28 protein-coding genes and 1 pseudogene are annotated in these 26,500 nt (G+C 72.3%); 7 read left to right on the top strand and 22 right to left on the bottom strand.

Features of this window, described 5'->3' with window-relative positions; all coding sequences use genetic code 11:
* Positions 1–3: 3 nt before the first annotated feature.
* The 8 genes from phnN to phnG form a co-directional block, all read right to left on the bottom strand.
* Positions 4–540, bottom strand: coding sequence for a phosphonate metabolism protein/1,5-bisphosphokinase (PRPP-forming) PhnN (phnN, locus tag ASF58_RS09300; protein WP_200930190.1), 537 nt, complete (start codon positions 538–540; stop codon positions 4–6).
* On the bottom strand, positions 540–1,700 hold the full coding sequence (locus ASF58_RS09305; protein WP_200930191.1) for an alpha-D-ribose 1-methylphosphonate 5-triphosphate diphosphatase: 1,161 nt from the start codon (positions 1,698–1,700) through the stop codon (positions 540–542). Before ASF58_RS09305 ends, phnN begins: the two co-directional genes overlap by 1 nt.
* Positions 1,701–1,777: 77 nt before the next feature.
* A complete protein-coding gene (gene phnL, locus ASF58_RS09310; RefSeq protein ID WP_055950765.1) occupies positions 1,778–2,506 on the bottom strand; it encodes a phosphonate C-P lyase system protein PhnL in 729 nt (242 codons plus the stop codon).
* Positions 2,503–3,273: a phosphonate C-P lyase system protein PhnK gene (phnK, locus tag ASF58_RS09315; protein ID WP_055950770.1), complete on the bottom strand. Its 771-nt coding sequence runs from the start codon at positions 3,271–3,273 to the stop codon at positions 2,503–2,505. Before phnK ends, phnL begins: the two co-directional genes overlap by 4 nt.
* On the bottom strand, positions 3,273–4,202 hold the full coding sequence (locus ASF58_RS09320) for an alpha-D-ribose 1-methylphosphonate 5-phosphate C-P-lyase PhnJ (protein WP_055950773.1): 930 nt from the start codon (positions 4,200–4,202) through the stop codon (positions 3,273–3,275). Before ASF58_RS09320 ends, phnK begins: the two co-directional genes overlap by 1 nt.
* Positions 4,199–5,326 carry a carbon-phosphorus lyase complex subunit PhnI gene (locus tag ASF58_RS09325; protein WP_055950776.1) on the bottom strand — a complete coding sequence of 376 codons (1,128 nt, stop codon included), beginning with the start codon at positions 5,324–5,326 and terminating at the stop codon, positions 4,199–4,201. The genes ASF58_RS09320 and ASF58_RS09325 overlap by 4 nt, the downstream gene beginning before the upstream one ends.
* Positions 5,311–5,997, bottom strand: a complete 687-nt coding sequence (gene phnH / locus ASF58_RS09330) for a phosphonate C-P lyase system protein PhnH (RefSeq protein ID WP_082512951.1) — start codon at positions 5,995–5,997, stop codon at positions 5,311–5,313. The genes ASF58_RS09325 and phnH overlap by 16 nt, the downstream gene beginning before the upstream one ends.
* The gene (phnG, locus tag ASF58_RS09335; RefSeq protein ID WP_082512952.1) at positions 5,997–6,440 is read right to left on the bottom strand and encodes a phosphonate C-P lyase system protein PhnG; all 444 of its coding nucleotides are present in this window, start codon (positions 6,438–6,440) and stop codon (positions 5,997–5,999) included. Before phnG ends, phnH begins: the two co-directional genes overlap by 1 nt.
* 144 nt (positions 6,441–6,584) lie before the next feature.
* On the opposite strand from phnG, the gene phnF reads away from it, so the two are divergent.
* From phnF to ASF58_RS09350, 3 genes are all read left to right on the top strand, one after another.
* Positions 6,585–7,331, top strand: a complete 747-nt coding sequence (gene phnF / locus ASF58_RS09340) for a phosphonate metabolism transcriptional regulator PhnF (RefSeq protein WP_055950779.1) — start codon at positions 6,585–6,587, stop codon at positions 7,329–7,331.
* A 234-nt stretch (positions 7,332–7,565) separates the two neighbouring features.
* On the top strand, positions 7,566–9,605 hold the full coding sequence (locus ASF58_RS09345) for a YgiQ family radical SAM protein (RefSeq protein ID WP_055950782.1): 2,040 nt from the start codon (positions 7,566–7,568) through the stop codon (positions 9,603–9,605).
* Positions 9,606–9,684: 79 nt separating this feature from the next.
* Entirely contained in the window at positions 9,685–10,206 is a 522-nt protein-coding gene (locus ASF58_RS09350; protein ID WP_055950785.1) for a DUF1993 domain-containing protein, read from the top strand.
* Between the two features lie 13 nt (positions 10,207–10,219).
* Here the strand turns inward: ASF58_RS09350 and phnE (ASF58_RS09355) are convergent, their stop codons facing one another.
* The 6 genes from phnE (ASF58_RS09355) to ASF58_RS09380 all read right to left on the bottom strand — a co-directional run bounded on the left by phnE (ASF58_RS09355) (position 10,220) and on the right by ASF58_RS09380 (position 15,279).
* Positions 10,220–11,071, bottom strand: a complete 852-nt coding sequence (gene phnE / locus ASF58_RS09355; RefSeq protein ID WP_055950788.1) for a phosphonate ABC transporter, permease protein PhnE — start codon at positions 11,069–11,071, stop codon at positions 10,220–10,222.
* Positions 11,068–11,946 (bottom strand): phosphonate ABC transporter, permease protein PhnE, encoded by an 879-nt coding sequence (phnE, locus tag ASF58_RS09360; RefSeq protein WP_055950791.1) that lies wholly within the window; start codon positions 11,944–11,946, stop codon positions 11,068–11,070. Before phnE (ASF58_RS09360) ends, phnE (ASF58_RS09355) begins: the two co-directional genes overlap by 4 nt.
* A gap of 63 nt (positions 11,947–12,009) precedes the next feature.
* Positions 12,010–12,936 carry a phosphonate ABC transporter substrate-binding protein gene (gene phnD / locus ASF58_RS09365; protein ID WP_055950794.1) on the bottom strand — a complete coding sequence of 309 codons (927 nt, stop codon included), beginning with the start codon at positions 12,934–12,936 and terminating at the stop codon, positions 12,010–12,012.
* A 91-nt stretch (positions 12,937–13,027) separates the two neighbouring features.
* Positions 13,028–13,828 (bottom strand): phosphonate ABC transporter ATP-binding protein, encoded by an 801-nt coding sequence (gene phnC, locus ASF58_RS09370; protein WP_055950797.1) that lies wholly within the window; start codon positions 13,826–13,828, stop codon positions 13,028–13,030.
* A 92-nt stretch (positions 13,829–13,920) separates the two neighbouring features.
* Positions 13,921–14,547: a DapH/DapD/GlmU-related protein gene (locus ASF58_RS09375; RefSeq protein WP_055950800.1), complete on the bottom strand. Its 627-nt coding sequence runs from the start codon at positions 14,545–14,547 to the stop codon at positions 13,921–13,923.
* A gap of 66 nt (positions 14,548–14,613) precedes the next feature.
* On the bottom strand, positions 14,614–15,279 hold the full coding sequence (locus ASF58_RS09380) for a DUF1045 domain-containing protein (protein WP_055950803.1): 666 nt from the start codon (positions 15,277–15,279) through the stop codon (positions 14,614–14,616).
* A 212-nt stretch (positions 15,280–15,491) separates the two neighbouring features.
* Here ASF58_RS09380 and ASF58_RS09385 point away from each other — a divergent pair, with 212 nt between their 5' ends.
* Entirely contained in the window at positions 15,492–16,376 is an 885-nt protein-coding gene (locus tag ASF58_RS09385; protein WP_082512954.1) for a DUF3108 domain-containing protein, read from the top strand.
* Positions 16,377–16,504: 128 nt separating this feature from the next.
* Here ASF58_RS09385 and ASF58_RS09390 read toward each other — a convergent pair whose 3' ends face one another.
* Positions 16,505–16,942: a hypothetical protein gene (locus ASF58_RS09390; protein WP_055950806.1), complete on the bottom strand. Its 438-nt coding sequence runs from the start codon at positions 16,940–16,942 to the stop codon at positions 16,505–16,507.
* Positions 16,943–17,196: 254 nt separating this feature from the next.
* Between ASF58_RS09390 and ASF58_RS09395 the strand changes: the two genes are divergently transcribed.
* Positions 17,197–17,415: a DUF2892 domain-containing protein gene (locus ASF58_RS09395; RefSeq protein ID WP_055950811.1), complete on the top strand. Its 219-nt coding sequence runs from the start codon at positions 17,197–17,199 to the stop codon at positions 17,413–17,415.
* A 98-nt stretch (positions 17,416–17,513) separates the two neighbouring features.
* Here the strand turns inward: ASF58_RS09395 and ASF58_RS09400 are convergent, their stop codons facing one another.
* On the bottom strand, positions 17,514–17,780 hold the full coding sequence (locus ASF58_RS09400) for a GlsB/YeaQ/YmgE family stress response membrane protein (protein ID WP_055950814.1): 267 nt from the start codon (positions 17,778–17,780) through the stop codon (positions 17,514–17,516).
* Positions 17,781–18,104: 324 nt separating this feature from the next.
* Here ASF58_RS09400 and ASF58_RS09405 point away from each other — a divergent pair, with 324 nt between their 5' ends.
* Both ASF58_RS09405 and ASF58_RS09410 read left to right on the top strand, forming a co-directional pair.
* Entirely contained in the window at positions 18,105–18,464 is a 360-nt protein-coding gene (locus tag ASF58_RS09405) for a RidA family protein (protein ID WP_055950818.1), read from the top strand.
* Positions 18,461–19,603: a polyamine ABC transporter substrate-binding protein gene (locus tag ASF58_RS09410; protein ID WP_055950822.1), complete on the top strand. Its 1,143-nt coding sequence runs from the start codon at positions 18,461–18,463 to the stop codon at positions 19,601–19,603. The genes ASF58_RS09405 and ASF58_RS09410 overlap by 4 nt, the downstream gene beginning before the upstream one ends.
* A gap of 83 nt (positions 19,604–19,686) precedes the next feature.
* Here the strand turns inward: ASF58_RS09410 and ASF58_RS09415 are convergent, their stop codons facing one another.
* The 6 genes and pseudogenes from ASF58_RS09415 to ASF58_RS26855 form a co-directional block, all read right to left on the bottom strand.
* Positions 19,687–21,087, bottom strand: a complete 1,401-nt coding sequence (locus ASF58_RS09415) for a peptidoglycan DD-metalloendopeptidase family protein (RefSeq protein ID WP_055950825.1) — start codon at positions 21,085–21,087, stop codon at positions 19,687–19,689.
* Positions 21,088–21,206: 119 nt separating this feature from the next.
* Positions 21,207–21,863 (bottom strand): protein-L-isoaspartate O-methyltransferase, encoded by a 657-nt coding sequence (locus tag ASF58_RS09420; RefSeq protein WP_055950828.1) that lies wholly within the window; start codon positions 21,861–21,863, stop codon positions 21,207–21,209.
* 34 nt (positions 21,864–21,897) lie between these two features.
* Entirely contained in the window at positions 21,898–22,662 is a 765-nt protein-coding gene (gene surE, locus ASF58_RS09425) for a 5'/3'-nucleotidase SurE (RefSeq protein ID WP_055950831.1), read from the bottom strand.
* Positions 22,662–23,945: a serine--tRNA ligase gene (gene serS, locus ASF58_RS09430; protein ID WP_055950834.1), complete on the bottom strand. Its 1,284-nt coding sequence runs from the start codon at positions 23,943–23,945 to the stop codon at positions 22,662–22,664. Before serS ends, surE begins: the two co-directional genes overlap by 1 nt.
* 90 nt (positions 23,946–24,035) lie before the next feature.
* Positions 24,036–25,010, bottom strand: a complete 975-nt coding sequence (locus ASF58_RS09435; RefSeq protein WP_055950837.1) for an outer-membrane lipoprotein carrier protein LolA — start codon at positions 25,008–25,010, stop codon at positions 24,036–24,038.
* Positions 25,011–25,136: 126 nt separating this feature from the next.
* Positions 25,137–26,499 (bottom strand): annotated as a pseudogene (locus tag ASF58_RS26855) (FtsK/SpoIIIE domain-containing protein); the annotation flags it as partial.
* Position 26,500: the final 1 nt, after the last annotated feature.

Consider the following 26,500-nt stretch of genomic DNA (forward strand, 5'->3'; position numbering starts at 1 on the left):
AGCTCAGGCCGCTCGCTCCCGTAGGTGCGCGACCAACACGGCGGCGGCGCTGTCCGGATCGCGATCGTTCCAGATCGTGTACTCGGCGGCAATTGGGACGACGCGGTCGAGGCGGGTGCGCAGGTCGCCATCCTCGGGCCGGGCGCGGGCGGCGAGGCGTTGGGCGAGCACCGCGGGAGCCGCCGTGATGGCGACGACGCCGACATGCGGCAGGGTCGCGCGAGCCTGCGCCACGATGCGCCGGGAAACGTTGCAGATCACCACCCGTCCCGCCTGCGCCTGGTCCCGGGTCTCGCCGGGAATCGCGTAGCCGAGACCGTGCGCCCGCCAATGCAGGGCGAAGGCGCCAGCGGCGGCGCCCGCGGCAAAGGCCTCCTCGGTGAGGGCGACATTGTCCTCGTGGGCCGAGGGAGCCCGGGTGACGAGGCGACGTGGGAAGACGAAGCGCGGGTCCGGGCCGAGCGTATCGCGCGCCAGCCGCAGCAGGGTATCCTTCCCGGCGCCGCTCGGGCCGACCACGAGAACGAAGCCGCCCGGCATCACACCACCCGCTCGCCGGCGCGCCAGACCTGGCGTACCACCGGCACGCCCCGGGCGAGGCGGACGCGGACGAGATCGGCGCGCAGGCCCGGCGCCAGCCGTCCGCGATCGGTCAGGCCGGTGGCGCGGGCAGGGTTGGCCGTCACGGTGGCCAGGGCCTCTGGCAGGGTGATGCCGGGGACGCGCTCGGGCAAGCCGAAAGCCGCCATCAGCAGGCTCGCCGGCACGTAGTCCGAGGACAGTATGCTGAGGGTCCCGGCCTCCGCCAGGGTGTGAGCCGCGACGTTACCGGAATGCGAGCCACCCCGGATCAGGTTGGGCGCCCCCATCATCACGGTGATGCCGGCCGCGTGCGAGGCCTCGGCCGCCTCCAGGGTGGTGGGGAATTCGGCGAGCACCACGGATTCCTCCCGCGAGAGCGCGACATCCGCCAGGGTGGTGTCGTCGTGGCTGGCCAGAGGGATGCCGTGGGCGTGGGCGAGTGCCACCAGGGCGGGCCGGTTCACGGCGTTGAGGGCGTGGCCGTCGCGCATCTTACGGGCGGTGCTGCGCTTTATCTCCTCCAGGGAGCGGCCGCCGCGCCCGGCATACACGTAGTACTTGTCGACGTCACGGAACTGGCGCTGGCCCGGCGTGTGGTCCATCAGCGACAGCAGGCCGATGGCGTAGCGCCCGGCGAAGGCGCGCACGGTCTCGACCACGTCGGGGGAGGGAATCTCGCAGCGCAGGTGGGTGCGGTGCTCGGCCCGGAACAGGCCGGCCTCCTGCGCCTCCGCCAGGGCGGCGGCGAGCAGCTCCAGCTCGGTGCCGAGGCCGCTGCCGTCCGGATCGGTGCCGGCGCGCAGCGAATCGAACACCGTGGTGATGCCGGACGCCGCGATCTGCGCGTCGTAGGCCAGCACCGCCCCGAGGGGATGCCAGCGCACGCCGGGGCGCGGGGCGTAGTGGCTCTCCAGGTGGTCGGTGTGGAGCTCGACGAGGCCCGGGATGAGGATGTCGCCGGCGCAGTCGAGGCCGCGCCCGGGGGCACGCCCGGTGCCGATCTCGGCGATGCGCCCGTCGACCACGGCGAGCCAGCCATCCTCGACCCGGTCGGGCAGGACCAGGCGCGCGTTCTCGAGGATCTCGACCCGATCCGTGCGGCTTGCCTGATCTTGCACGCTTGCCTGATCCCGCACGCTTGCCTGATCCCGTACGCTGGCCTGATCCCGCATGCTCGCCTGTTCCCGATCCGGTGTCATGCCGCCAGCGCTCCGTGGAAGGCCGAGACGTCGACGATGCGCGTCGCCACCGCCTGGCGCACGTCCGCATCGTGGAAGATGCCGAGGATGGCGGTGCCGGCGGCCCGCTTCTCGGCGATGAGGTCCACCACCACGGCGCGGTTCTGCGCGTCGAGGGAGGCGGTGGGCTCGTCCATGAGCAGGATCGGCCGGTCGGCGATGAGGCCCCGGGCGATGTTCACCCGCTGCTGCTCGCCCCCCGAGAAAGTGGCGGGCGGGAGCGCCCACAGGCGCTTGGGCAGGTTGAGCCGGGCCAGCAGGTCGGCCGCCCGGGTCCGGGCCGCCGCGGGGGCGAGGCCGCCCTCGATCCCGGCGGCCTCCACCACGGCGCGGGCGCCGACCCGGGGGATCACCCGCAGGAACTGCGAGACGTAGGCGAGGGTGGTGCGGCGCAGCCCCAGGATCTCCCGCGGCGCGGCCGTGGCGAGGTCGACGCTGCGGTCCCCGTCGCGGACCCGGATCGCCCCGGCGGCGCAGCGGTAGTTGCCGTAGGCCATCTTCAGCAGGGAGGACTTGCCCGCGCCGGAGGCCCCGCCGAGCACGACGCACTCGCCCGGGTGGACCGCCAGGGTGGCGCCGGCGATCACCGGCAGCACGGCGCCGCCGCGCAGGTGCAGGGTGAAGCTCTTGGCCACGTCTTCGAAGACGAGGAGAGGCAGAGGAGACGAGGAGGGAGCGGGCGTCATGCGGCGAGCACCGAGGAGACGAGGAGCTGGGTATAGGCGGCCTGCGGGTCGTCGAGGACCTGGTCGGTCAGGCCGGTCTCGATCACCCGGCCGGCCCGCATCACGAGGACGCGGTGCGAGAGCAGGCGCGCCACGGCGAGGTCGTGGGTGACGATGATGACCGCGAGGCCGAGCTCGGCCACCAGGCCCCGGATCATGTCGAGGAGCCGGGCCTGGACCGAGACGTCGAGGCCCGAGGTCGGCTCGTCCATCAGCACGAGGCGGGGCGCGGTGACGAGGTTGCGGGCGATCTGCAGGCGCTGGCGCATGCCGCCGGAGAACCGGGTGGGCGGGTCGTCGATCCGGTCCGCGGCGATCTCGACGCGGGCGAGCCAGTCGAGGGCGGTGGCGCGGATGCGGCCGTAATGACGGTCGCCGACCCCCATCAGGCGCTCGCCGACATTGCCTCCGGCCGAGACCGCCATGCGCAGGCCCTGCGTCGCGTCCTGGCGCACGAACCCCCAGTCGGTGCGCATCAGCGCGCGCCGCTCGACCAGGCTCAGGGTGTCGAGGTCGCGCGTGGCGCCGTCGCGCATGCGGTAGGCGACCGACCCCGCATCGGCCGCGACCTCGCCGGCGATGAGCGAGAGCAGGGTCGACTTGCCGGAGCCCGATTCGCCGACCACCGCCAGGACCTCGCCGGGGTCGAGGGTGAAGCCGATGCCGTCGCAGGCGAGGCGGCCGCCGTAGCGCTTGGTCAGGCCCGCGACGCTCAGGAGCGGTTCCATCACGCGGCCTCCCCGGTATGGCCGTCGGCAAGACGGGTTTCGGCAAGACGGGTCTCGCCGAGGCGGGTTTCGCAATGGTCGGTGTCCGAGCAGACGAACATCCGGCCGCCGGCATCGTCGAGGACGACCTCGTCGAGGTAGACGTCCTCGGCGCCGCAGAGGGCGCAGGGGCGATCGAAGCGCTGGACCCGGAAGGGATGGTCCTCGAAGTCGAGGCTGCGCACCCGGGTGTAGGGCGGGATCGCGTAGATGCGCTTCTCGCGGCCGGCCCCGAAGAGCTGGAGGGCGGGGCAGTCGTCCATCTTGGGGTTGTCGAATTTCGGGGTCGGGGAGGGGTCCATCACGTAGCGGCCGGCCACCTCCACCGGGTAGGCGTAGGTGGTGGCGATGTGGCCGTGCCGGGCGATGTCCTCGTAGAGCTTGACGTGCATGAGGCCGTACTCGGCCAGCGCGTGGAGCTGGCGCGTCTCGGTCTCGCGCGGTTCGAGGAAGCGCAGGGGCTCGGGGATCGGCACCTGGTAGACGAGGACCTGCCCCTCGGCGAGCGGCGCCTCCGGGATGCGGTGGCGGGTCTGGATCACCGTGGCCTCGGCCGTCCGCGTCGTGGTGGCGATTCCGGCGGTGGCGGTGAAGAAGCGCCGGATCGAGACCGCGTTGGTGGTGTCGTCCGCCCCCTGGTCGATCACCTTGAGCACGTCGGCGGCGCCGAGGATCGCGGCGGTGACCTGCACCCCGCCGGTGCCCCAGCCGTAGGGCATCGGCATCTCGCGGGCGGCGAAGGGCACCTGGTAGCCCGGGATCGCGATGGCCTTGAGGATGGCCCGGCGGATCATCCGCTTCGTGCCCTCGTCGAGATAGGCGAAGTTGTAGCCGGCGCCGGCCGAGACGGTGACGGTTGCGCGGGCGACGGCAGGATTTGGCGGGTTCATTCGGCGGCCTCCCGCAGGGGGGATTCGTCGGAAGCGGGCGCCGGCGCGGCCGCCCGGGCGGCGTGCTCGGCCCGCAGGCGCCGCACCAGTTCGAGCTCGGCCTGGAAGTCGACGTAGTGCGGCAGCTTCATGTGCTCGACGAAGCCGGTCGCCTGCAGGCTGTCGCAATGGGCGAGGACGAATTCCTGGTCCTGGGCCGGCACCGCCACGGGCTCGCCGAGTTCGGCGGCCCGGAGCGAGCGGTCGACCAGCGCCATCGCCATGGCCTTGCGCTCGCCCTGGCCGAAGACGAGGCCGTAGCCCCGGGTGAATTGCGGCGGCACCGCGCCGTGGCCGTGGAACTGGTTGATCATCTGGCACTCGGTCAGCGCGACCGTGCCGAGGCTGACGGGAAAGCCGAGCTCCTCCGGCGTGAAGGCGAGCTCCACTGCCCCGACCCGGATCTCGCCGACGAAGGGATGGGTGCGGCCGTAGCCGCGCTGGGTCGAGTAGCCGAGGGCCAGGAGGAAGCCCTCGTCGCCCCGGGCCAGCCCCTGGAGCCGCACCGCGCGGTCGGCCGGGTAGTCCACCGGCTCGCGGGTGAGGTCGCCGACGGGGGCGCCTTCGTCCGGGGGGGAGGGTTCAAGCAGGCCGGCCTGGCCCAGGAGATCGGTGACCCGCGGGCAGGCGGCGGCATCGGCCTCCGGCTCGGCCTCGGCGGCGGGGTCGGGGGAGCCTGCATCGGCCAGGCCGAAATCCACGAGGCGGTGGGTGTAGTCGAAGGTCGGGCCGAGCACCTGTCCGCCGGGCAGGTCCTTGAAGGTGGCGGAGATGCGCCGCGCCAGCGTCATCGCGCCGGTGTCGACCGGCTCGGTGGCGCCGAAGCGCGGCAGGGTGGTGCGGTAGGCCCGCACCAGGAACACCGCCTCGACCACGTCCCCCCGGGCCTGCTTCAGGGCGAGGGCGGCGAGGTCCGGGTCGTAGAGGGAGCCCTCGGTCATCACCCGGTCGACGAGGAGGCGCATCTGCTCGCGGATCTGCGCCACGGTGAGCTCGGGCACGGCCGGGTCGCCGCGCCGGACCTCGGCCAGAAGCCGGTGGGCGTTGTCGATGGCGGCCTCGCCGCCCTTTACCGCGACGTACATGGCAGTGCCTCCGAACCTGCAGACCCGTCCGACCCCGGCACGGTTTCAGCGTCGACGGGCCGGGCCGAGCGGGGCAGCCCAGCGAGGCGGCCCGGCGCCACGAAGAGACAATCGATCCCGAGCGGGAAGCCCGCATGATTCGCGGCCCAGCGCGCGGTCCAGTCGGCGGGCAGGGGCCCGGCGGCGAACGGCGCCGTGCCGCGGATGCCGGGTCCGGCGAAAACCTGTCTCGCGCAAGCCTGTTCCGCGAAGTCCCGCCCATCCGCGTCCGAGAGGGTGTCGACGGCCAGGATCAGCGTGGCGGAGGCATCCGGGTAGGCGGGGGTGCCCGGCGCGAAATCCGTGAAGGGCGGGCAGCGGGCCGGATCGGCGATCAGCGCGAAGGCCGCCCCTCCGGGGTTCGCGACCAGGGGCGCCCCGGTGTGGAAGCGCAGGAAGCCGGCGACCGCCGGGTCCGCCCGCAGGGGTGCATCGAGCCAGACCGGCGTGTCGGCGTCGGTGAGCGCCAGGGCCAGGGCCGCGAGTTCGGGGGTGAGGGGGGCGGGGGGTACCAGGGCGGTGACCAGGGGGCGGATCCGGCCGGGCCGGCTCAGGGCCTCCATGGCGGCGCGGAACACGGCCTGGCCCGCGTGGACGGGGTCGGCGAAGCCGTGGGCAAGCGTGGGCGCCATCAATCCTCTCCCCGCGCCAGGGTGAAGAAGGTCACCCGGGTGGCCGCCGCCTTGCGGGCGGCCTGCTGCGCCGCGTCCGCCCGGCGGCCGGCGATCTCGGCCAGGGCCGCCGCGAGGGCCGGGCGCGCCTCCGGGCGCTGCCAGTGGGCATCCAGGATGGCGGCGAGGCGGGCGCGGGCCCGGTCGCGGCCGAGGTGATAGGCGAAGCCGATCTCGCCGCCGGGCAGGCGCACCGCCGCCCGGGTCACCGTGGCCTCGCCGGCATTGAAGGCCCGGCCGTCGCCGCCGATCCGGCCGCGGACCATGACCAGGCCCGTCTCGGGGGCCCGCAGGTTCTCCGCCTCCGGGAGGGCGCCGGCCTGCGCCAGGACGTCCCGCAATTCGTCGGCGGTCGCCGCACCGGCCCACGCCATCGCCTGCCGGCGCGCGGCGAGGTCTGGCATCCCGGGCTCAGGTGGTGTTTGGCTGGCGCTCGGCATCGATCGGTCTCCAAACCTGTCTATATGTATAGACAAGTGGATGAGCGGGCGCAAGGGCTATCCAAGGGTTATCGAGGACGTGATGCAGGCCACCCACGCGAGACATCCATGACCGAGGCGGGCGACACCCGCGTGACGGCGCTCCAGCGCGGGGGCGGCCTCGCCGCCTGGCGGCAGATCGCGGACACCCTGGCGGGCGAGATCCGCAGCGGGACCCTGGCCGCCGGGGCGCAGCTGCCGGCCGAATCGGCCCTGGCGGCGCGCTTCGGCGTGAACCGGCACACGGTGCGCCGGGCGCTCGGCGTGCTGGCCGAGGGCGGGCTGGTGCGGACCACGCAGGGCCGGGGCAGCTTCGTGGAGCAGGGGCCGATTGCCTACCCGATCGGCCCGCGCACCCGCTTCTCCGAGATCGTGTCGCGCACCGGGCGCGAGGCCTGGGGCGACCTGATCACGGCCGCCACCGTCCCGGCGGATGCCGACTGGGCCGAGGCCCTCGGGATCGCCCCGGGCGCGCCGATCCTCGAACTCCTCACCGTGCACCGCGCCGACGGCGCCCCGATCTCGACGGCCCGGACCTGCCTGCCCCTGCCGCGCTTCGCCGGCTTCGACGCCGCCTACGCCGCCAGCGGCTCGCTCACCCGCGCCTATGCGGTCTTCGGCGTGGCCGACTACACCCGGCTCTCGACCCGGATCGGTGCCCGCCCGGCCAGCCCCGAGGAGGCGGAGCGCCTGGACATCGCCCCCGGCCGCACCCTGATCGCCCTGTCGAGCGTGAACGTGGACGGCGCCGGCACACGCATCCAGGCCACCCGCAGCCTCTTCGCCGCCGACCGGGTGGAGCTGGTGGTGGAGTGAGGCCCCCCGGCCGGGGCGGGCGAGGCGCCGGCGGCAAGGGGCGGGCGCGGGACGCGGCAAGGGAGGCGGCAAGGAAAACGGCAAGGGATGGGGCAAGGGACGCGGCAAGGCGGAGGGCAAGGGAAGCGGCAAGGCGGACGGACAGCCCCTCGCCGCCGCCCGGATGCCGTCGCGGCATCCGGTCCCCGCGCGCTTCGTTGAGCTCGCGGCCCGGTCGGGCTATGCACGGGCCCCATGGACCTCCAAGCTTCCGTGAGTCGATCCGTGGCTCCCCTCGCCTGCACGCCGCCGCTGAACAGGACGGCGGCGCCGTTCCTGCCCATGAGTCGCGCCGAGATGGACGCGCTCGGGTGGGACGCCTGCGACATCGTCCTGGTGACGGGTGACGCCTACGTGGATCATCCGAGCTTCGGCATGGCCATCATCGGCCGGCTGCTCGAGGCGCAGGGCTTCCGGGTCGGCATCATCGCGCAGCCCGACTGGCAATCGGCGGAGCCGTTCAAGGCGCTGGGCCGGCCGACGCTGTTCTTCGGCGTCACCGGCGGCAATCTCGACTCGATGGTGAACCGCTACACGGCGGACCGGCGCCTGCGCAGCGACGACGCCTATACGGCCGGCGGCGAAGGCGGCGCCCGGCCGGACCGCTGCACCATCGTCTACACGCAGCGCTGCCGCGAGGCCTACAAGGACGTGCCGATCATCCTCGGCGGCATCGAGGCCTCGCTCCGCCGCATCGCCCACTACGATTACTGGTCCGACAAGGTGCGCCGCTCGATCCTGGCGGATGCCAAGGCCGACCTGCTCCTCTACGGCAATGCCGAGCGCGCCGTGGTCGAGGTGGCCAACCGCCTCGCGGCCGGCGAGGCGCCGCAGGATCTCGACTCCGTCCGGGGCGTCGCCCTGTTCCGCCGCGTGCCCGAGGGCTACACCGAACTGCCCGCCGACGACCTCGATTCGGCCGACGAGGCCGCGAGCCGCCGCCCCGGCGAGACCGTGATCCGGCTCCCCGCCTACGACGAGGTCAAGGACGACAAGGAGGCCTATGCCCGCGCAAGCCGTGTGCTGCACCGGGAGGCCAACCCCGGCAACGCGCGTCCCCTGGTCCAGCGCCACGGCGACCGCGACCTGTGGCTGAATCCGCCGCCGATCCCGCTCTCCAGCGCGGAGATGGATGCGGTCTACGACCTGCCCTACGCTCGCGCCCCCCATCCGGCCTACGGCGACGCGAAGATCCCCGCCTGGGACATGATCAAGTTCTCGGTGACGATCATGCGCGGCTGCTTCGGCGGCTGCACCTTCTGCTCCATCACCGAGCACGAGGGCCGCGTGATCCAGAACCGCTCGGAGGGCTCGATCCTGCGCGAGATCGAGCACATCCGCGACAAGACCCCGGGCTTCACGGGCGTGATCTCCGACGTGGGTGGGCCCACGGCCAACATGTACCGGATGGCCTGCAAGGACCCGAAGATCGAGGCGGCCTGCCGGCTGCCCTCCTGCGTCTTCCCCGACATCTGCCCGAACCTGAACACCTCGCACGACGACCTGATCCGGCTCTATCGCAAGGTCCGCGAGGTGAAGGGCGTCAAGAAGGTGATGGTCGCCTCCGGCGTGCGCTACGACCTCGCGGTCCGAAGCCCCGAATACGTCGAGGAGCTGGTGACCCACCACGTCGGCGGCCGCCTCAAGATCGCCCCCGAGCACACCGAGCGCGGCCCCCTCGACCTGATGATGAAGCCGGGCATCGGCACCTACGACCGCTTCAAGGAGATGTTCGACGCCGCCGCCCAGAAGGCCGGCAAGAAGTACTACCTGATCCCGTACTTCATCGCGGCGCATCCGGGCACGACCGACGCGGACATGCTGAACCTCGCCCTGTGGCTGAAGAAGAACGACTACCGGGCCGACCAGGTCCAGACGTTCCTGCCCTCGCCCATGGCGACCGCCACGACCATGTACCACACCGAGATCAACCCGCTGCAGGGCGTGCGGCGCGGCGGCAGCGAGCCGGTCGACGCGATCAAGGGGATGCGGCAGCGCCGGCTGCACAAGGCGTTCCTGCGCTATCACGACCCCGAGAACTGGCCGCTGCTGCGCGAGGCGCTGCGGGCGATGGGCCGGGCGGATCTCATCGGGCCGCGGCCGGACCAGCTGATTCCGGTCTCGCAGCCCTCCGGAACCGGTCCTGCGGCGGGCAAGGGGCGCGGCCAGCCGCACCCTGCGCGCCATCCGGGGGCGCCGCGCTTCACCACGAAGGGCGTGCCGCTGCGCAAGTGACCGCCCTGAGCCGATGACGGCCGCGCGCCATGTGCGCCGTCTCACCCCGCTTTGGGAACGAGGGCCTTACGCAGGCCGGATGAGCATCCCCCTCCACGACGTCAGCGTCCCGGTCTTCGTCAACGCCCTGCGCGCCATGAGCGCGTGGCTCGACAAGGCGGCCTCGGAACAGCCGGAGGCCGCGCTGATCGGCCGGAGGCTGGCGCCGGACATGAAGCCGCTGCCGGCCCAGTACCAGATGGCGTCCGACAGCGCGAAGAACGCGGTGGCCCGGCTCGCCGGGATCGAGGCGCCGGCGATGCCCGACGTCGAGGCGACCTTCGCCGAACTCCAGGCCCGCTGCGCCCGGACGATTGCCTTCGTCGAGGGCGTCGATCCGGCGGCCCTGGCCGCGGGCGCGGAGCGCACGGTGGAGTTGAAATTCCCGAACGGCATGGGATACCGCTTCAGCGGGCAGGCCTACCTCACCGGCTTCGCGCTTCCGAACTTCTTCTTCCACGTCACCACGGCCTACGGAATCCTGCGCAGCGCCGGCGTCGGCCTCGGCAAGGTCGACTACCTCCAGCATCTCGGCCCGCCGACCCTTCACGCGGCGAAGTAGCCGCGCCGGCGCCCTAGCGCGCGGCCCCGCCGATCAGGGCCCGGCGCAGGCGCCCCGAAACGGCGTCGATGAGGGCCACCGTGACCAGGATCATCAGGATCAGGAAGGCGACCTGGCGCAGTTCGAGCACGCGGATCAGCTCGCTGAGATACTGGCCGATGCCGCCCGCGCCGACGATGCCGATGATGGTGGCCGAGCGGGTGTTCGATTCGAAGAAGTACAGCACCTGGCTGCCGAGCACCGGCAGCACCGCCGGGATCAGGCCGAAGCGGACGCGGTGCAGCGCGGTGCCGCCGGAGGCGGCGACGCCCTCGCCGGCCTTGGCGTCGGCGGTCTCCACCGCCTCGGAGAACAGCTTGCCGAGCGCTCCGAAATCCGCGCACGCGATGGCGAGGGCCCCGGCGAAGGGGCCGAGCCCGACGACGTTGATCCAGATCAGGGCCCAGATCAGCACGTCGACGGAGCGCATCACGTCGAGGCCGCGCCGGACGGCGAAGTGCACGAAGGGGTTCGGCACGACGTTGCGGGCGGCGAGGAACGCCACCGGGAAGGCCAGGAGCGCGGCCGTCAGCGTGCCGATGAAGGCGATGCCGAGGGTCTCGGCCAGCGCCTGCAGGAAGGCCCAGGCCCGGCCGCCGGTCTCCGGCGGCAGCATCAGCAGGCTGAACTCGCCGAGGCGGCTGAGGCCGGCGAGGAGGCGCGCCGGGGAGACGTCGAGGCGGACCAGGGCGTAGCCCGCCAGGGCGAGGAGGCCGGCGAGGGCGAGGGCTCCCAGGAGGCGCCCCCGCCAAGCCGGCCGGAAGCTGTCGGGAAAGCGCCGGCGCAGGGCGGCGATCTCGGCCGGGCCGAGGTCGGGGCCGGTCATCGCAGGCCTCCGAGCAGCCCGTGGCGCAGGCGCTCGGTGCCGAGGTCGATCGCCATCACGGTGAGGATGATCAGGACCAGGATGGCGCTGACGTCGGCGTAGTAGAAGTTCCGGATGGCCACGAGGAGCTCCTGCCCGATGCCGCCGGCCCCGACGAAGCCCATCACGCCGGCGCCGCGCACGTTGATCTCGAAGCGCAGCAGCCCGTAGGAGGCGAAGTTCGACAGCACCTGCGGCAGCACGGCGAAGCGCAGGATCTCGATCCGCCCGGCCCCGGCGGCGGTGAGGCTCTCCACCGGCTTCATGTCGATGTTCTCGACCACCTCGGCGAACAGCTTGCCCAGCGCCCCCGTGGTGTGGATCGCCAGGGCCAGCACGCCCACCATCGGCCCCAGGCCGAAGGCGATGACGAAGATCAGCGCGAACACGATCTCCGGCACGGTGCGGCAGACCTCCAGCCCGCGCCGCACGAGGATGCAGGCCGTCCGGCTGCCCGCCACGTTGGCGGCGGCGGAGAAGCACAGGAGGAAGCCGCCGATGCCCCCCAGGAGGGTGCCGAGATAGGCCATCAGCAGGGTCTCGCCCAGGAGCCCGAGCCATTTCGGCCCGCCCCAGTACCAGTCCGCCAGGTCCCCCGGCAGGTTCGCCAGGGTCAGGGGCGGCAGGATCTGGACGATGTAGTCGGTGAAGCGGCCGAGATGGGTCGCCAGCACCCAGGGGCGCACCTCCGCGGCCCAGGCGGCGAGGCCGGTGAGGACCACGAGCCCGGCGAGGCCGGCCCAGGTCCGGCGCCGGGTCGCGGCGATGGCGGCCTCGTAGGCCCCCGCCAGGGCGGCGGCCCGGTCCGGAGGCAGGGGCGTGATCCGCTCAGGCATCGGTCGTCACCGGCACGCCCGCGCACCCGCGTCCCGGGACGGGGCAGGTCAGGAGGGGCGGGATCAAGATTTGCGGCGCTGGTCGTCGTTGAACTTCAGCATGTCGATGATCGGCTGGTAGTCCTTCAGAGTCACGGGGGTGAGGCCCAGATCCTTGCCGTCCGAGAGCCGGTCGAAGGCCGCCTTGTCGGCCGTGGGCATCGCCATCAGGGCCTCGCGGATCTTCGCCTTGAGGGCGTCGGGCAGGCTCGCCAGCATGGCGAAGGGCCCCTCGGGCAGGAAGTCGGACTTGAACACCACCCGGAAATCCGCCTGCGTCAGGGGCGTCCCGTCGGGCTTCTTCAGCATGCCCTTGGCGGCCATGCGGGTGACCATGGTGTCGGTGTCGGTGTTGTAGAGGTTGGCCGCCGCGTCCACGGTGCCCTGCACCAGGGCCAGGACGGCGTTCTCGTGGCTGCCGGCATAGACGGTCTTGCCGAAGAACGTGTCGACCGGGTGGCCGGCCTTGTGCAGGAAGTAGCGCGGCGCCTGGTTGCCGGAGGTGGAGTTCGGGTCGACCAGGGCGAGGTTCTTGCCCTTCAGGTCCTCGATCGTCTTGTACGGGCTGTCGGCGCGCACGTAGATCACCGAGTAGTAGCCCGAGGCGCCGGTGTCGTGGCGCTGGTTGACGATGGGCTCGACCTTGACCCCGGTCATCACCGCGCGGGCGAAGGAGGCGGGGCCGTAGAAGGCGAGCTGGGCGTTGCCGGCCCGCTGGCTCTCGATCACGGCGGCGTAGTCGTTGGCGATGCGCAGCGTCACCGGAACGCCGAGGGCCTTCGACAGGTAGGCGGTCATCGGCGCGTAGCGATCGGTGGTGCCCGAGGCGTTCTCGGCCGGGATCACCGCCAGGGTCAGGGCCGGATAGGCGGCCTTCCAGTCCTGGGCCGCGGCCGGGAGGGCGAGGAGGGCGAGCGCGACGGCGCCGGCGAGGGATCGACGGGTCAGCATGGGAAACTCCCGGTGGGGGTGGGAAATCAGGCCGCAGGATCGGGGCGAACGATCGGGGCGAACGATCAGGGCGAAGGATCGAGCCGGAGGATCAGGCAACCAGGGCGGCGGGATAGGTCGGGGGCCGCACCGGCTCGGGGGCATCGAGGACCTCGCCGGCCTCCAGCCCGTAGAGCTGGCGGGCCACCGCCTCGGTGAGGTCGGCGGGGGCGCCGTCGAACACGAGGCGGCCGTCGGCGAGGCCGACGAGGCGGTCGCAGTAGCGGCGGGCCAGATCCAGGGAATGCAGGTTGCACAGGACCGTGATGCCGTGGCGCCGGTTGGCCTCGGCCAGGGCGTCCATGACGATGCGGGTGTTGCGCGGATCGAGGGAGGCCACGGGCTCGTCGGCGAGGATCAGGTCGGGGGCCTGCATCATCGCCCGCGCAATGGCGACGCGCTGCTGCTGGCCGCCGGAGAGCTGGTCGGCCCGGTGCCCGGCGAAGTCGCCCATGCCGAACCCGTCGAGGGCGGCCAGGGCCAGGGCGCGCTCGCGCTCGGACCAGAGCTTGAGCAGCGCGCGGTGCCGGGGCACCTCGGAGAGCCGGCCCATCAGCACGTTGCTCAGCACGTCGAGGCGGCCGACGAGGTGGAACTGCTGGAAGATCATGGCGCAGCGCGTCCGCCAGCGCCGCAGCTCGCGGCCGCGCAGGGCCGTGACGTCGAGGCCGTCGAACAGGATGCGGCCACCCGTCGGCTCGGCCAGGCGGTTGATCATCCGCAGCAGGGTCGACTTGCCGGCGCCCGAGCGCCCGATCACGCCCACGAAGCGGCCGCGGGGGATGGCGAGGGAGACGCGCTCCACGGCACGGCGGTCGCCGTAACGGCGCGTCAGATCTTCGAGGATCAGCATGCGGGTATCCGGCGCTTCACGATGAGCGCCGGTAAACCCGCGGGGCACGACAGCATCATGACAGTTGTTCGGCTAACCGATAGCCGGAATGCTTATGCCTCTGCTTCGTAGCGCTCCAGGAACGCGTCGATCGACAGGGCACGGAAATCCGGCAGGGCCCGGCGCAGGCGCGCATGGTCCCAGTCCCACCAGGCCAGCGCCTGCAGGCGCTCGGCGATCGCCTCCGGGAACCGGCGGCGCACCACCCGGCCCGGATTGCCGACCACGATCGTGTAGGGCGCCACGTCGCGGGTCACGATGGTGCCCGCGCCCACCACCGCCCCGGTGCCGATGCGGCGCCCGGGCAGGATGACGGCGCCGTGCCCGATCCAGACGTCGTGGCCGATGCTGACGGGCAGGGCCCGACGCCGGGCGAAGAAGGCCGCCTCGTCCGCTTCCACCGGCCAGTAGGCGCTGGCCCGGTAGGTGATGTGGGATTGCGAGGCCCGCTCCATCGGGTGGTTGCCGGGGTTGATCCGCACGTGGGAGGCGATGGAGCAGAACTTGCCGATGGTGGTGTCGTCCGCCTGCCCGTCCTCGACGATGTACGAGTAATCGTCGAGGCTGGTCTCGCGGAGGCGGGTGCGCGCGCCGACCTCGGTGTAGCGGCCGAGGCGGCCCCCCGAGATCTGGGCGGTCGGGTGGACGGCCGGTTCGAGGCCGAGGCGATCGGAGGCCATCGCGGGATCCTGTCAGGCGGGCAAGGGATGTCGGGCGGGCAAGGAATGTCGGGCGGAGAAGGGATGTCAGGCGGAGAAGGGGAGGCGGCGCAGCAGGCGGAACGGCGCCGCGCCGTCCTGGACCACCACGCTCACCGCATCGACCTCCAGGTCGGGCAGGCCCGCGGCCGCCGCGGCCAGGAGGGGCAGGGCGGTCGCCCCGTCCTCCGGCCCGAGGGGGCCGGTGAGCGTCATGTGGAAGCGGAAGGCCTCGAAGACGTGCGGGTAGCCCCAGCGCTCCAGCAGCGCCCGGCCGCGGGGATCGAGACGCTCGGGGCGGCGGCGGGCCCGCTCGGCCTCGGTGAGGGGCGCGCGCAGGGGATCGAGGGCCGCGACGCACTCGGCGGCCAGGAGGCCGAGGGCGGCCGGGGGCGCTTCCGGCACCAGGGCGGCGAAGGCCCCGAGGGCGGTGACCCGCAGGGGGCCGACGGGCAGGGGGCTCCGGTGCGCCGCCAGGGCCTCGGCCGCCGCCAGGAGATCGGCCTCGGTGGCGCCGGGGGCGAGGCGCATCGGCGCCTTCAGGGTGGCGTGGAACCCGTAGGTGCGCGGCTCGGCGGTGTGGGCGGCCAGGATCGCCCGGAGCGCCTCCGGGCCGGGCGCCGGGCCGGAACCCAGGATCGCGTCACCGAAGGCGGCCAGGGCCGAGCCGGGGGCGGGCGTGAAGTAGAGGGCGTATCGGGCGGGTCGATCCAACGCAGTCGTGTCCGGCAAGGGGGGCGTGTCCGGCAAGGCAGTCGTGTCCGGCAAGGGGAGCGTGTCCGGCAAGGGCGCGTGTTCTGGCGGCACGCGAGGGGATGGGTGAGTCGCGCGGGGTTGAGCCTGCGCGCGAGGTGCCGAAGCGCGCATACTACGGGCTTCCGACGCCGATATGACAGCTTGAGCGCCGTTCGGGGCGCGATGAGGCGATGGCCGTGTCCGCTCGCAGGCACAGACAGATCCGGGCCCTGATCGCCCTGTCCCTGGCGACCGCCGTGCTGGGGGCCGGCGCGCAGGCCGCGGGGGAGGCACCCGCGGCCCGCTTCACGGCGGCCTACGGCCTGAGCTTCCTGAACCTGCCGGCGGGCGAGGCGAGCCTCGCGGTCGAGCGGTCGGGCGAGCGCTACGCCCTGGAGCTCGAGGCGGGCCTGCGCGGCCTCGCCGGCGTCTTCTTCGACGGGGCCGGCAAGGCCACCGTCGCCGGATCGGCGACCCGGGCCGGCGCGGTGACCGCCACCTTCCGGATCGACAGCCGCTACGGCGGCAAGCCGATCGCTGTGGCCCTCGACCTTGCCGGCGGGCGCGTGCGCAGCGCCAGCGTCGCGCCGCCCCCGACCCCGCGCGAGGACCGGGTCCCGGTGGCGCCGGAGGACAAGGTCGGCGTGGTCGACCCCCTGACCATGCTGACGATTCCCCTCGGGGCCGCCCCCCTGGACGTCGCCCTGTGCGACCGGCGCATCCCGGTCTTCGACGGGGCGAGCCGGGCCGACCTCGTGCTGTCGCGGGGCCGCCTCGCGACGGTGACGGAGGGCGCCTATCGCGGCCCCGCCCTCGACTGCCGGGTGCGCTGGGTGCCGATCTCGGGCCACCGCTCCGGCGGGAGCAACGTCCGCCGCATGGCCGCCAACGACGACATGCAGGTGCGCTTCGCCCCGATCCTCGACGGGACGCTGCTGCTGCCGCTGTCGATCACGGTCGCCACCGGATGGGGTACGGTGCGCATCGAGGCCACCCGCTGGGGCGGGGCGCCGCCCGGCCCGGAAGCCCCGGCCGCGAAGGCCGGCGTGACGGTGCGCCTGCCCAATGCCCGCTAGGGGCGCGGCAACGGTTTCCCGCCGTCGCGGCCATCGGGATCGCGCGGGTCGCGGACGCGTCGAGAACCTGACGCCGGCCCGGCTCTGCTTGCCTGTCTTCTTGCCTCGGACGATCGCGCGACCACCGCCTAGGTGTCGGGGGCGCGGCGACGGCGGGCGTGCGGGGCCTCCGGCACCAGCACGGCGCTGACCGGGTTCGGGGTATGGTCCAGGGCCGCCCCCGTATAGGCATCGACGCCGATGCCGATCACCCCGCCGGCGAGCACGTTGCCCGCCATCCCGGCAGCGCCCGCACCCACCACCTGGGTGCGGACCGGGATGAGCGCGGGCTGGAAGCCGGGCTTGGCGAAGGTCACGTCGAACGCGTCCGAGCGATCCACCTCGAGGGAGCACGGGGTCGCCGGGCAGGCATAGCCCTTGGTGCTCGTCATCGTCGCGCCGGAGGGCTCCGTGAGAAAGGCCATCTTCTCCGTCGTGCCGCGCGTGATGCTGCCGCAAGCCCCGACGCTCACCGCGATCAGCATCGCGGCGGCGAGTGTCCGCGTGCCCGTGGTCCTCGTGCTCATGGTCCTGGTGCTCATGTCGTCCCCCCGAGCCGTATTCTGTGACGGCCCAGCTGGTTTCACGCCTTCTGCACGTAGGAACAAGATCCCGCCGCGATCACAACTTCCGATATACACAGGGATCGCGCGCCGGATCCCGGCGGTGCGTTCCGGGGCGGCCGGTGCGGTCGGCGGCCCGGTGCCGCGCCACACCCGCGCGGTGGAACGCCCGTTCCCCCGCCGCGTTCGCCCCGCGACGCAGCACAGGAGACGCCCGCATGGCCAACGCGATGATCCAAGACATCTTCAGCGGCACCCCGAACCTCACCACCACGGAGCGCGCCGTCTCGGTGGTGCTCGGCCTCGGCATCGCCGCGGCGGCCGCGCAGCCGCGCCCGAACAAGTGGCTCAGCCTCGCGGCCCTGGTGGTCGGCGCCGGCCTCGCCATCCGCGGCGCCACCGGTCACTGCGCCGTCAAGGCCGTGACCGAGGCCTGACCGGCCTCGCGCCCGACCGGACACGAAAAAGGGGCGCCTCGCTGAGGCGCCCCTTTCTCCGTTGCGCCTGCGCTGTGAGCGCAGGCGTGGCGTGGACTCTACAGGGAGGTGGTCGAGCGACGGCCCTGGATGAAGCCGTAGATCGCCAGCACGACGATCGCGCCGACGACGGCGCCGATCAGGCCCGCACCCTGGTTCGGACCGTACCAGCCGAGGGCCTGGCCGAGGAACGTGGCGACGAAGGCGCCAACGATGCCGAGGATCGTGGTCAGGATGAAGCCGCCCGGCTCGTTGCTGCCCGGCATGATGAACTTGGCGATGACACCGGCCAGAAAGCCGATGATGATGGTCCAGATGATACCCATGAGCTGATCCTCGAACTTGGCCGAACCCTCTGGGTCGGACGTCACTGGCGGTAGCGACCGGCTTTCTAGCCTTGGCCTTAGCGCATGGGGTGAGAACGCCGCACCGGTGGGATGGGTTGCGCTGCACGCAGCGACTTTGTCGCGGCGCCGGCGAAGCCGATCCGGCGCGGCCGGATCGCGGCGTGCACCGGGCGCCGAGGGGGCCTTTACGTTCGGGTCCCCGACGCGGCACAACGCTTGCCCCGAGCCGGGATGCCAAGGGGGCATCCCAGGGGTGCCTCGAGGCATCCCGCGGCCGACACGCGAGAGGCACGTATCCCCGCCATGACGATCCAGCGCTTCGAATCCGGTCCCCGCATGAGCCAGGCCGTCACCTACGGCGACATGGTCTTCCTCGCGGGCCAGGTGGCCGGCACGGTGGTGGGCGCCGGCGTCACCGCACAGACCCAGGAGATCCTGGGCGAGATCGACCGCCTGCTGGCAGCGGCCGGCACCGACAAGAGCCGCATCCTCACCGCCACCATCTACCTGGCCGACATCGCCACGTTCTCCGAGATGAACGCCGCGTGGGACGCCTGGGTGCCCCAGGACAACCCGCCGGCCCGCGCCACCGTGGAGGCCAAGCTCGCCGCCCCCGAATACCGCGTCGAGATCGTGGTGGTGGCTGCGAAAGGACAGGCATGATCCGAGCCGGCAGCCGCCGCGCGCTCCTGTCCGGGGGGCTGGTCGCCGGGGCGTTCGCCGCCCTGGCGCTCGGCCTGCCCGGGGCGCGGGCCGAGACGCCCGCGCCGCAGGGCGAGCGCGTGGTCAACATCTACAACTGGTCGGACTACATCGACCCGAAGATGCTCGAGGCCTTCACCCGGGAGACCGGCATCAAGGTCGTGTACGACACCTACGACAACAACGAGATCCTCGAGACCAAGCTGCTGGCCGGGCGCTCGGGCTACGACGTGGTGGCGCCCTCCGGGCCGTTCCTGCAGCGGTTGATCCGGGCGGGCGTGTTCCAGCCCCTCGACAAGGCCCGGATCCCCAACCTGGTCCATGCCTGGCCCGAGATCGCGGCGCGGCTCGCCACCTACGACCCCGGCAACACCTACGCCGTGGACTACATGTGGGGCACCACCGGCATCGGCGTGAATCTCGCCCAGGTGCGCGAGCGCCTGGGGGCGAGCCAGCCCCTCAACACCTGGAGCCTCGTCCTCAATCCGGGCCTGATGGCCAAGCTCAAGGATTGCGGGGTGATGCTGCTCGATTCCCCCGAGGACCTGATCCCGAGCCTGCTGCCGTTCTACGGCTTCAAGCCGGATTCCAAGCGCTGGGACGACATTACCCAGGTCACCGACGCCCTGTTCAAGGTCCGCGGCTCGGTGCGCAAGTTCCACTCCTCGGAATACATCAACGGACTGGCCAACGGCGACCTCTGCCTGGCGGTCGGCTATTCCGGCGACATCATGCAGGCCCGCAAGCGGGCCGAGGAGGCCAAGAACGGGGTCGAGATCGGCTACGTCATTCCCCGCGAGGGCGCGCTGATGTGGTTCGACGCCTTCGCGATCCCGAAGGACGCCCCCCATCCCGCCGAGGCCCACCAGTTCCTCGACTACATGATGCGGCCCGAGGTGGCGGCGGCCAACACCAACTTCGTCTCCTACGCCAGCGGCAACGCGGCGGCCCGGAAGTTTATCAAGCCCGAGATCCTGGCCAATCCGGGCATCTACCCGGACGAGGCGACGATGCAGCGCCTGGCCAGCAACACCGCCTGGGACGACCGCACCCAGCGCTTCGTCACCCGGAGTTGGACCCGGGTGCGCACCGGCCGCTGAGGCCGTCGCCGACCGGCCCCCCGAACGAGAACGGCGGCCCCGAGGGGCCGCCGTTTCGGGATCGCGGGCTTCCGACCGGAGGGTCAGTTGCTGGCGAGGTGGGGCATCGGGTCGACCGGGGTCGCGCCCTTGCGGATCTCGAAGTGGAGCTGGGGCGAGGTCACGTTGCCGGAGGCGCCGGACTTCGCGATGGTCTGGCCGCGCTTCACCTTCTCGCCGGGGCGGACGTCGAGCTCGCCGTTATGGGCGTAGGCCGAGACGTAGCCGTTGGAGTGGCGCACCAGGACGAGCTTGCCGTAGCCCTTCACGTCGGAGCCCGCATAGGCCACGGTGCCGTCCTCGGCCGCCTTCACCGCGGTGCCCTCGGGCACCGAGATGTTGATGCCCTCGTTGCCGGAGGTGCCGTAGCCCGAGATCACCCGGCCCTTGGCGGGCCAGCGGAACGACTGCTCCGCGGCGGCCGCGACGGACCCGGTGCTGGCGGGCTCGGCCTTGGGGGCCTCGACCGCGGCGACCTTCACGGGCGCCTTGCTGGCTTCCTTGCTGGCTTCCTTGGCGGCGGCCTCCGCGGCCTTCGCCTCGGCGACCTTGCGGGCCGCCTCCTTGGCGGCGTCGGCCTTGGCCAGCTTGGCCGCCTCGGCCTCGGCCGTCTTGCGGGCCGCCTCGGCCTTCCTGGCCGCGTCCTTGGCGGCGTCCACCTTCGCCTCGGCCTTCACCTCGGCCTTGGCTTCCTTGATCTCGATCTTGCGGACCGCCTTGTCCTCGGCCTTGGCGACGGCCTGGCCGGGACGGAGATGGGCCTTGCGGGCGTCGGCGGCCTTGGTCTCGGCGAGCTTGGCGGCGTTGGCCGCCTTCTCCGAGGCCTTGCGGGCCTCGACAGCCTTGGTCTCGTTCGCCTTGGCGGCTTCCACGACCTTGCGGGCTTCGGCGAGCTTGGCGGCCTCGGCCTGGCGCTTGGCCTCCACCTTGGCCTCGGCGGCCTCGCGGGCCTCCGCCTCGCGGCGGGCGTCGGCGGCCCGCTTCTCGGCGGCCCGGTCAATCATCTTCGGGGCCGGCGCGGCGGGCACCGCGCGGGTGCTCATGCGGGCCGCATCGGGGTTCATGCCCGAGACCGCGGAGGCCGTCATGCCGCCCGAGACCGGCTCGGTGGAGGCGAGGCGGGTGGTCTGGGGCCGGGCCGGGACGGGGGCCGCCGCCATCGGGCGGGGCGACATGGCCGCCGCCGAGGTGGCCGCGCCCGGAGCCCCGAGGGCCTGGGACTGGATGCGGCTGGTGCGCACCACCGGTGCCGGGGCGATCTCGCCGTCGGGCAGGCTGCCCGTCGCGGCGGGCTCGCTCGACAAGTTCGAAGCAAATGGATTGCCGAAGGGATCGCCCAATCGGGACGCATCCGAAGAACAGGCGGCCGCACCGCCTCCAATCACGCCGATGAGCGCGAAACGCGACAGCGTCCTCAACCCTCGACCAGTCCCGCGAACCCGCATCGACGCACCTGTTTGCCTGACGCAACTTGATGACGTCATTCAAACCCGATTCAGGTTAAGCAACCGTTCCGATTCACCACGTTTGCGCCAGCGCCGGGCTCTCGCGGGAACCTTTCGCTCTACAGGACGCGGGCGCGCCCCGGGGTGAGCGGCGCCAGCCGGACGGCCGCGCCGGGGCGCGCGTCCAGGGTGCCGTCCTGCCCCCGCGTCCAGGTGACGAGGCCCGCCGCCTCGGGCCGGCCGACCGGGGCGACGAGGCGGCCGCCGGGGCCGAGCAGGTCGCCGAGGTGATCCGGAATCGCCGACACCGTGCCGTTGAGGAGGATGCGGTCGAAGGGCTCCGCCCCCCGCAGGGTCGCCGGGTGCAGCCCGTCCCCGACGGTGATCTCGGCGAGCGGCCGGTCCTCCGGCACGAGGTTGTCGCGGGCCTCGTCCGCCAGGGTGGCGTAGCGCTCGACGCTGTGAACATGCGCCGCCCCGAGGCGCAGCAGCAGGGCGGTGACGTAGCCCGAGCCGGTGCCGATCTCGAGGATGCGGGCGCCCGGGCGCAGGGCCAGCGCCTTCAGCATCGCCGCCACCGTGGTCGGGGCCGTCATGGTCTGGCCGCAGGCCAGCGGCAGGGCGAGGTCGCGCCGGGCGAGGTCGCGGTGCCGGGCCGGGGCGAAGCGCTCGCGCGGCACCCGCTCCATCGCCCGCAGGGTGTCGGTGTCGCGCACGCCGCGGCCCCGCAGGGCCATGACGAAGGCGGCATCCTCGATCGAGCCCTCGTGCATCATGGCTGGACCTCGATCGGTTCCGCGGCGACCGGCCCTACGGCGCGAAGCCCTGCGCGAAGCGGGTCAGGCTCGGCTCGTCGGTGAGGTCGAGGCGCAGGGGCGTGACCGAGATGCGCTTCTCCGCGATGGCCTTGAGGTCGGTGCCGTGGCCGGGCTGGAAGGTGGCCTTGGCGAAGGCGAGCCAGAAATAGGGATTGCCGCGCCCGTCCTGGCGCGCATCGATCTGGAGCAGGGCCTGGTTGCGGAACCCCTGGGCCGTCACCGCCGTGCCCAGGACCTCCTCGGGCTCGCAGTCGGGGAAGTTCACGTTGACGACGATGCCGGGCTCGATGCCGATGTCGAGGATCTTGCGGACCACCCCGGGCCCGTGCTCGGCGGCGCAGTGCCACTTGATGGCGCCGCGCCCGCCGGCCCCGTAGGCCTGGCTCAGCGCGATGGAGCGCACGTTGAGGATCGTCCCCTCCATGGCCGCCGCGATGGTGCCCGAGTACGTCACGTCCTCGGCGACGTTCTGGCCGCGGTTGACCCCCGAGAGCACCAGGTCGGGGCCGTGCTCCTTGAGGATGTGGCGCACGCCCATGATCACGCAGTCGGACGGCGTGCCCTTCACGGCGAAGCGCTTCTCGGCGACCTGGCGCAGGCGCAGGGGGTCGTTCAGCGAGAGGGAGTGCGAGACGCCGGACTGGTCGGTCTCCGGCGCCACCACCCAGACGTCGTCCGAGATGGCCCGGGCGATCCCCTCCAGGGTCTCGAGCCCCGGCGCGTGGATGCCGTCGTCGTTGGTGACGAGAATGCGCATCAGCTCTTGAACCCCTCGATCCGCTCGATCCCGCCCATATAGGCCTTCAGCACCGACGGCACCGTGACGCTGCCATCCGGGTTCTGGTAGTTTTCCATGACGGCGATGAGCGCGCGGCCCACGGCCACGCCGGACCCGTTGAGGGTGTGGACGAAATTCACCGCCTTGCCATCCCGGGCGCGGACGCGCGCGTTCATCCGCCGCGCCTGGAAGTCGCCGCAGACCGAGCAGGACGAGATCTCGCGGAAGGTCTCCTGGCCCGGCATCCAGACCTCGATGTCGTAGGTCTTCTGGGAGGCGAAGCCCATGTCGCCGGTGCAGAGCGTCATGATCCGGTAGGGCAGGTCGAGCTTCTTCAGCACGGCCTCGGCCGAGCCCAGCATGCGCTCGTGCTCCGTGGCCGACTGCTCCGGCGTGGTGATCGAGACGAGCTCGACCTTGTTGAACTGGTGCTGGCGCAGCATGCCGCGGGTGTCGCGGCCCGCCGAGCCGGCCTCCGCCCGGAAGCACGGGGTGAGGGCGGTGAAGCGGAGGGGAAGCTCCTCCTCGCGAAGAATGCTCTCGCGCACGAGGTTGGTGAGGGGGACTTCCGCCGTGGGGATGAGCCAGTGCTCGCCGGCCTGGAACTGGTCGTCCCGGAACTTCGGCAGCTGCGCCGTGCCGAACATCGCCTCGTCGCGCACCAGGATCGGCGGCGCCACCTCGGTGTAGCCGTGCTCGCCGGTGTGCAGGTCGAGCATGAACTGCCCGAGCGCCCGCTCCAGGCGGGCGAGCTGGCCCTTGAGCACCACGAAGCGGGCCCCGGACATCCGGGCGGCGGCCTCGAAATCCATCAGGCCGGAGGCTTCGCCGAGTTCGAAGTGCTGTCTGCCGGTGGCGAGTTGCGGGCGGTGGGCCTCGAAGCGCCGGTACTCGACGTTGCCGTGCTCGTCGGCACCCTCCGGCACGTCCGGGTTCGGGCGATTCGGGATCGCGGCGAGACGGTCGTCGAGGGTCTTGCCCGCCTCGGCCTGGGCGGCCTCCAGGGCCGGGGCCTCGTCCTTCAGGCGGGCGACCTCAGCCATGAGGTCCTGGGCCCTGGCCTCGTCCTTGGCCTTCTTGGCGCCGCCGATCTCCTTGGCGAGCGCGTTGCGGCGCTCCTGGTTGGCTTGCGCGGCCGAGATCGCGGATTTGCGCGCGTCGTCCAGGGCGATGAGGTCCGCGGCGAGCGGCGCCAGCCCGCGGCGGCGCAGGGCCTCGTCGAAGGCGTCCGGATTGTCGCGGATGGCGCGGATGTCGTGCATGGGCTCGGCTCGTACGATGCGAGCCCGACGCTTAGCCGCTTCGGCACCGGCGGGACAAGCGCGGCGCCGCCCCGGACGTCCGACGCGGCGCTACTGCGCGCGGATCTGGCGCTCGGCCGCCTTGTCCTCGCTGCGCCCGTAATTGATGAAGAACAGGCTGCCCTCGACCGGGCGGCCCTTCTGCAGGTTCGCGAGCTGCACCGTGGTCTGGTAGCCCTGCGGGTCGGTGATCCGCCACTGGCTCAGGGTCTTCACCTCGGGGTCGAAGAACAGCTGGATCCGCGAGGTGCCGCCGAGCGTCGAGCGGTCCTCCAGGGAGATCCGCAGGCCGCCCGGATCGTTCGCCACGTCGGTGACGGAGAGGTCGCGGGCGAGGTCGATCTTTTCGCGGAGCAGGAATTTCAGGGGCGTCTGCGAGATGAAGTAGAGGTCCTGGGTGCCGAGCTTGCGGTCCTTGACCGCCACCGAGGTGCCATCGGCCACGATCTCCAGGGGGGAGGGCTGGTCGTAGTCGAAGCGCAGCCGGCCGGGCTTGGCGAGCGTCAGCTTGCCGCCGATGCGGCGCCCGTCCGGGCCGACCTGGACGAAGTTGCCGGTGAGCGTGGTCATGCCGTTGAAGTAGGCATTGGCCTGCGCGATCACGGTGGCGTCGTCGGCCTCGCCCGCGACGGCGGCGGGCGCACCCACGGCCGCGACCTTGGCGGCCTTCCCGTCCGAAGTCTTCCCGTCGGCAGCCTTGCCGTCCGCAGCCTTGCCGTCCGCAGCCTTCCCGTCGGCAGCCCTGGCGTCCGCGCTTTTGGCCTCGCCCTTGGGGGCTTTCGCGTCGGCCTTGGCGGACGGCTTCGTGGTCTTCGGCGCCTGGGCGACGGGCTTCTTCGGGGCGGCGGCCGGGGGCGCGGCCTCCGGGGCGGGCTCCGGCTCGGGCGCGGGGGCCGGCTGCTCCTTGCGGCCGAACAGGCCGTCGAGGAACGAGGAGACCTGGGCGGCGGCGGGCTGCGGAAGCGCGAGGCTGGCCGCCAGGACGAGCAGCGGACCGGCGGCGAGGCGGTGACGGCGGCCGATCATCGGGACGCTCCCTTGAGGCGATGCGAAGGCGTGCGGGTCGAGCGCGGGTGGTGCCCGCTTAGAAGCCCGCCCTGTGGCGAATATGCGACGGGTGGGACGGCAACCGCCCCACCCGTGCCATCCGGCTCAATCGTCGTAGTCCATCATGCCGGAGGCGGCGTGGCCGCCCTCCATCAGGATCTCGCGCTTGCCGGCATGGTTGGCCGGGCCGACGATGCCCTCGATCTCCATCCGCTCCATGATGGAGGCGGCGCGGTTGTAGCCGATCTGCAGGCGGCGCTGGATGTAGGAGGTCGAGGCCTTGCGGTCCCGCATCACCACCTGCACCGCCTGGTCGTAGAGCTCGGCGCCGGGATCGATGCCGCCGCTGCCCGCATAGGCCCCCGCATCGAAGATCGGGGCGTCGATGTCATCGATCTCGGTGGCCTGGGCCTTCTCGGCCCGGTCGGCCTTGTCGGCCTTCGAGCCCTTGGCGGGCTTCTCGTCGCCGCTGCCGTCGTCGGCCGTGACGGCCTCGAGGTAGGAGGGCCGGCCCTGGCGCTTGAGGTGGGCGACCACGCTCTCGACCTCCGAGTCGGAGCAGAACGGCCCGTGCACGCGCGTCGTGCGCCCGCCGCCGGCCATGAACAGCATGTCGCCCTGGCCCAGCAGCTGCTCGGCGCCCATCTCGCCCAGGATCGTGCGGCTGTCCAGGATCTTGGCGTAGAGGAGCCCGCCCGGCACCGCCATGGCGCAGCTGCTCGGCGCCCATCTCGCCCAGGATCGTGCGGCTGTCGATCTTGCTCGTCACCTGGAAGGAGATCCGGGTCGGGAAGTTGGCCTTGATCGTGCCCGTGATCACGTCGACCGAGGGACGCTGGGTCGCCATGATCAGGTGGATGCCGGCCGCGCGCGCCATCTGCGCCAGGCGCTGGATCGCGCCCTCGATGTCCTTGCCCGCCACCATCATCAGGTCGGCCATCTCGTCGACCACGATCACGATGTAGGGCAGCGCCGAGAGGTCCATCTCTTCCGTCTCATAGACGGCCTGGCCGGTCTCGCGGTTGAAGCCGGTATGGACCTCGCGGGTGATCACCTCGCCCTTGGCCCGGGCCTCCGCCATGCGCGCGTTGTAGCCGTCGATGTTGCGCACGGCGATCTTGGACATCTTCTTGTAGCGCTCCTCCATCTCGCGCACGGCCCACTTGAGGGCGATGACCGCCTTCTTCGGGTCGATGACGACGGGAGAGAGCAGGTGCGGGATGCCGTCGTAGACGGAGAGCTCGAGCATCTTGGGGTCGACCATGATCAGGCGGCACTCCTCCGGCTTCATCCGGTAGAGCAGCGACAGGATCATGGTGTTGATGGCCACCGACTTGCCCGAGCCCGTGGTGCCCGCCACCAGCAGGTGAGGCATCTTGGCGAGATCGGCGATGATCGGCTCGCCGCCGATGTTCTTGCCGAGGGGGGCCTCGGCGGCCCGGGCGAGCGCCGGCTTGGCGGGCAGCTTN

Source organism: Methylobacterium sp. Leaf125 (assembly GCF_001423085.1).
In the GTDB taxonomy this organism is placed as follows: domain Bacteria; phylum Pseudomonadota; class Alphaproteobacteria; order Rhizobiales; family Beijerinckiaceae; genus Methylobacterium.